Raw genomic sequence first — 261 nt, 5'->3', positions numbered from 1 at the left:
GACTATAACAAAAGACTCGAGCTTAACAAAAACCGATGGCCTTCCTTTTTTCAGTCAGTTGAAGATTGATGAAATCGAACCCACTGTCAAACAAACGATTGCAGATAATAAAGCATTAATCGAACAAAAGTTAGCAGAATTAGATACTTATACTTGGGACAATTTTGTAGCAGTATTAGATGAAGCAGATGATCATCTTGGTAAGCTATGGTCACCAGTGTCACATATGAATGCAGTGGTTAGTAATGACGAATTACGTGC

1 pseudogene is annotated in these 261 nt (G+C 36.8%); it reads left to right on the top strand.

Annotated features, from left to right (window positions below):
* Positions 1-261 (top strand): annotated as a pseudogene (locus tag AAEZ06_RS27595) (oligopeptidase A); the annotation flags it as partial.

This window comes from Pseudomonas sp. HY7a-MNA-CIBAN-0227 (assembly GCF_040310325.1).
Lineage (GTDB): Bacteria > Pseudomonadota > Gammaproteobacteria > Pseudomonadales > Pseudomonadaceae > Aquipseudomonas.
This window is presented reverse-complemented; position numbering and strand designations above follow the sequence as displayed.